We start from the raw sequence: 4,278 nt of genomic DNA, 5'->3' as shown, positions 1-4,278 counted from the left end.
GCCCATTCCGTCAGATTCACACTCTGACAACGACACTCACTCATACATGGTTACGCCCACTCACCCGACTTCGAGGACCAGCAGGTGGAGACCCCGCATGTACTCCATATCCTCCAGCCCCCTCACGGACCCCCAACTGGTGTCGCTGACCGTCTCCGTCGTCCGGTACGAGAACCTGGCCGGCCGGCCCCGGCAGGGCGTCTGCTCGCCCTTCCTCGCCGACGCCGAACCCGGCGCCCCGGTACCGGTCCGGGTCCAGCGGGCACCGCACTTCCGTCCGCCCGCCGACCCCGCCACACCGGCGGTGATGGTGGGCCCGGGCACGGGCATCGCGCCGTTCATCGGTTTCCTGGAGGACCGACGGGCCCGCGGCCACCGCGCCGCGAACTGGCTGTTCTTCGGCGAACAGCACCACGCGACGGACTTCTACTACGAGGAGGAGCTGACGGCGTTCCTGGCCGAGGGCACGCTCACCCGCCTGGACACCGCCTTCTCCCGTGACCAGCGCGCCAAGGTCTACGTCCAGGACCGGATGCGCGAGCACGGGCCCCTGCTGTGGTCCTGGCTCCGCGACGGCGCCCACTCCTACGTCTGCGGCGACGCCTCCCGCACGGCCAAGGACGTCGACCAGGCCCTCCGCGAGGCCGCCATGGTCCACGGCGGCCTGGACGAGGCGGAGGCGGCGGCGTACGTCAAGCAGCTCGGCGCCGAGAAGCGGTACGTGCGGGACGTGTACTGACCCAGCCCGTACCAGCGCCCGTCCCGCTCGATCCCCGCATTTCACCCCGGCGTGCGGCACCCCGATGCCCGCTGTCGGGCCGTGGGGGACTAGCGTCGTGCCGTTACGGATCCGAGCCGGTTCTTCCCTGTCGAGCCGAAGGAGGACGATCTGCATGGATGGTCGCGCGATGACCGAACTGTCGGCCGGCCAGCTTCCCGAGCTGACCACGGGGCGTCTGCTGGCCACCTGGCACCTGGACCTCCCCGCGCTGCTGCTGGTCATCGCCCTGGGCGCGCTCTACGGCTGGGGCGTCGCGCGGCTGCGCAAGCGGGGTACGCCCTGGCCGCCCGCCCGGGTCGCCGCGTTCGCGCTGCTCGGCCTGGGAGCGCTGGTGGTGGCCACGATGTCGGCCCTGGCCGTGTACGACCACGTGCTGTTCTGGCCGGCCGCCGTGCAGAACATCCTCCTCGACCTCGTCGCACCCCTGGGCCTGGCCCTCGGCGATCCGCTGCGGCTCGCCGTCGAGGCACTGCCGGAGGGGGCCGCCGTACGAGTGCGCGGTGCCATGGCCGGCCGCCTGGTACGGGTGCTGACGTTCCCGCTGGTCAGTACGGCCCTGGTGCTGGGCACCGAGCTGACGGTGTACTTCACGCCGTACTTCGAGACCGCCCTGCGCGTGGGCTGGCTGCACGAACTGATGTATCTGCACCTGCTGGTGGCCGGGTGCCTGTTCGTCGTGCCGGTGCTGACCCACGAACAGGCGCTGCCCACCTGGTGCACCCACCCGGTACGGGCGGCGCTGGTGTTCCTGGACGGCATCGTCGACGCGGTCCCGGGTGTCGTGGTGATGACCCACAGCACGCTGATCGCGGGCGCCTGGTACCTGCACCACGCGCCGACCTGGTCCCCGGACGTCGAGCACGACCAGCAGATCGGCGGCGGCGCGATGCTCAGCATCGCCGAGCTGGTCGCGTTGCCCTTCCTGCTGGCGCTCCTGTTCCAGTGGGCGCGGGCGGAGCGGGTCCAGACCGCGGCCCTCGACCGCCGCCTCGACGCGGAACTCGCTCCCGTCACGGCACCCTCCCCAAACCACGGCCAGGCAGCCGCTTCCGAACGGGTACGCCCCTGGTGGGAGACCGAACAGAACGAGGTGGCCGCGCGGATCCGGAGCCAGCACCGGGAGCAGTGAGCCTGCAATGATCGCGAGTGCACGGTTCGGCTCCCGCCGAACGGCCGGCGCCCCACCGTCACCCGCATGGACACCGCACCGCACCCGGCCGGGAACCCCGGCACCCACCTGGCCATCACACCGAGCATCCTCTACTTCGGCACCCCCGTCGTACTGCTGACCACCGAGAACGCCGACGGCACCTTCAACCTGGCGCCGATCTCGTCGGCCTGGGCGCTCGGGCAGGTGGTGGTGCTGGGGCTCGGTAGGCAGGGCCAGACCGGTGCGAACCTGGCGGTCCGCCCCGAGCTGGTCATCAGCCTGCCCGATCCCGGGCACTGGGCGGCCGTCGAGCACCTGGGCGAGCTCACCGGCCGGCCCGCGGCGGCCGGGCACGGACCCCGCCGCGCCCGCTACGAGCCGGACAAGTTCGCGGCGGCCGGCTTCAGGACCCAGCCCTCGCACACGGTCCGCCCGCCGCGGGTGGCCGAATGCCCGATCCAGCTGGAGGCGCGGGCCGCCCGCGTGGGCACCGACGCCGCCGGCGACTTCCTGATCGTCGAGGCCCGGATGCTGAAGGTGCACGCCGACCCGCGCCTGGTGGTCGCCGGAACCCAGCACATCGAGCCCGCGGCCTGGAGCCCGCTGATCTACAACTTCCGGCACTACTTCGGACTCGGCCCCGAGCTCAGGCACAGCGGCGTCTCCGAAACGCCGCGCAGGAGCGCCGTCGCCTCCGTTCGCTGATCGCCTCGCCCCACGGCGTGTCGCCGCGGTCCGGGGGAGGCCGGAATCCGCCCGAAGGAGTAGGCTGGATATTCATCCAATGGTGAATTAGGTGAAATCCATGGTCTCGTGAAAGGGCAGGACCACCATGGAACAGACCACATGCTGCGCCGTCGGAGGCGGCCCCGCGGGCATGGTCCTCGCCCTGCTGCTGGCCCGGTCCGGCGTCCCGGTGACGGTGCTGGAGAAGCACGGCGACTTCCTGCGCGACTTCCGCGGCGACACCGTCCACCCCTCCACCCTGGCACTGCTGGACGACCTCGGTCTGGCCGGGCGCTTCGCCGAGCTGCCGCAACGCCGGGTCCGCACCGTCCAGTTGCCCATCGGAACCGACGGCGCGGCGGTCAAGGTCGGGGACCTCTCGGTGCTGCCCGGTCCCTACAACTACGTGGCGATGGTGCCCCAATGGGACCTGCTGGACCTGCTTGCGGACGAGGCGCGGCGCGAGCCGTCCTTCGAGCTGCGGATGAACACGGAGGCGACCGACTTCCTGATCGAATCCGGGCGAGTGAACGGGGTGCGCTACCGCACCGCCGACGGCCGCACCGGCGAGTTGCGCGCCCTGCTCACCGTCGCCTGCGACGGCCGCGGATCACTGGCCCGTTCCCGCCCGGAGCTGCGCCTGCGCAGCTTCCCCTGCCCGATGGACGCCTGGTGGTTCCGGCTGCCGCGCGGGGACAGCGATCCGCAAGGGCTCTACGGCGCCGCCGGTGACCGCTTCCTGACCGCGATGATCGACCGCGGCGACTACTGGCAGTGCGCCGGGCTCATCCCCAAGGGCACCGACGCCCAGCGCCGCGCCGCCGGCCTCGACCGCTTCCGGGCCGACTTCTCCGCGGCCGTCCCCTGGATCGCCGACCGTGCGCACGCCCTGCGCTCGTGGGACGAGGTCAGGCTCCTCGACGTACGCCTGGACCGCCTGCGCCGCTGGCACCGACCCGGCCTGCTGTGCATCGGCGACGCCGCGCACGCGATGTCCCCGATCTTCGGCATCGGCATCAACCTCGCGGTCCAGGACGCCGTGGCCGCCGCCCGCTACCTCACCGAGCCGCTGCGCCGCGGGAGGGTGGGCCCGCGTGACGTACGCCGGCTGCAGCGTCGCCGCCGTCCCACCACGGTCGCCACGCAGACCCTCCAGCGGGTGGCCCACGCCCGCCTCATCGCTCCCGTCCTGCAGGGCCGGCCACCCTTCGGGCGTGAGCAGCGGGCCCGGCGCATGGCGCGCCTGCTCGCCGAGTCACGGTGGATGCGCCGGCTGCCCGCGTACTTCATCGGCTACGGCGCACTCAAGGAACGGCCACCCGCCTCGGCCGTCCGTCGGCCACGTCCGGACACCGCAGCGCCGCCCGACGAGACGGACGCCGCCGCCGAGGTGTCCCCTTGAAATGGCCGGACCGAAAATTGCCGGGACGTCCCTGTCCTGTCGGCGTCGGCTCGTTCGTCGTGATGGTGGACGGGAAACACGACCAAGGAGGACGCCATGAAGTACGTACTGCTGCTGACCCGCGGAGCGTCTCTAATCAGCTAAGCGATCCCATGCGAACCGTAGGGTCCGGTGCGGGTTCTTCCCACCTGGGCGGGGCAGCGTGAGCGTGGAGATGGA

At 71.8% G+C, this 4,278-nt stretch carries 3 protein-coding genes and 1 pseudogene; all 4 read left to right on the top strand.

What is annotated here, in order from left to right:
• Positions 1–88: 88 nt before the first annotated feature.
• Positions 89–739, top strand: a pseudogene (locus AB0M27_RS46935) (reductase); the annotation flags it as partial.
• Positions 740–893: 154 nt separating this feature from the next.
• Complete coding sequence (locus AB0M27_RS46930) at positions 894–1,910, top strand: cytochrome c oxidase assembly protein (RefSeq protein WP_365732330.1); 1,017 nt, start codon at positions 894–896, stop codon at positions 1,908–1,910.
• A 66-nt stretch (positions 1,911–1,976) separates the two neighbouring features.
• The gene (locus AB0M27_RS46925) at positions 1,977–2,636 is read left to right on the top strand and encodes a flavin reductase family protein (RefSeq protein WP_365732329.1); all 660 of its coding nucleotides are present in this window, start codon (positions 1,977–1,979) and stop codon (positions 2,634–2,636) included.
• 127 nt (positions 2,637–2,763) lie between these two features.
• Complete coding sequence (locus AB0M27_RS46920; protein ID WP_365732328.1) at positions 2,764–4,059, top strand: FAD-dependent oxidoreductase; 1,296 nt, start codon at positions 2,764–2,766, stop codon at positions 4,057–4,059.
• The last annotated feature ends 219 nt before the right edge of the window (positions 4,060–4,278 follow it).

This window comes from Streptomyces sp. NPDC052107 (assembly GCF_040680215.1).
Lineage (GTDB): Bacteria > Actinomycetota > Actinomycetes > Streptomycetales > Streptomycetaceae > Streptomyces.
Note: the sequence above shows the minus strand (reverse complement) of the source record. Positions and strands in the feature narration are given on the sequence as shown.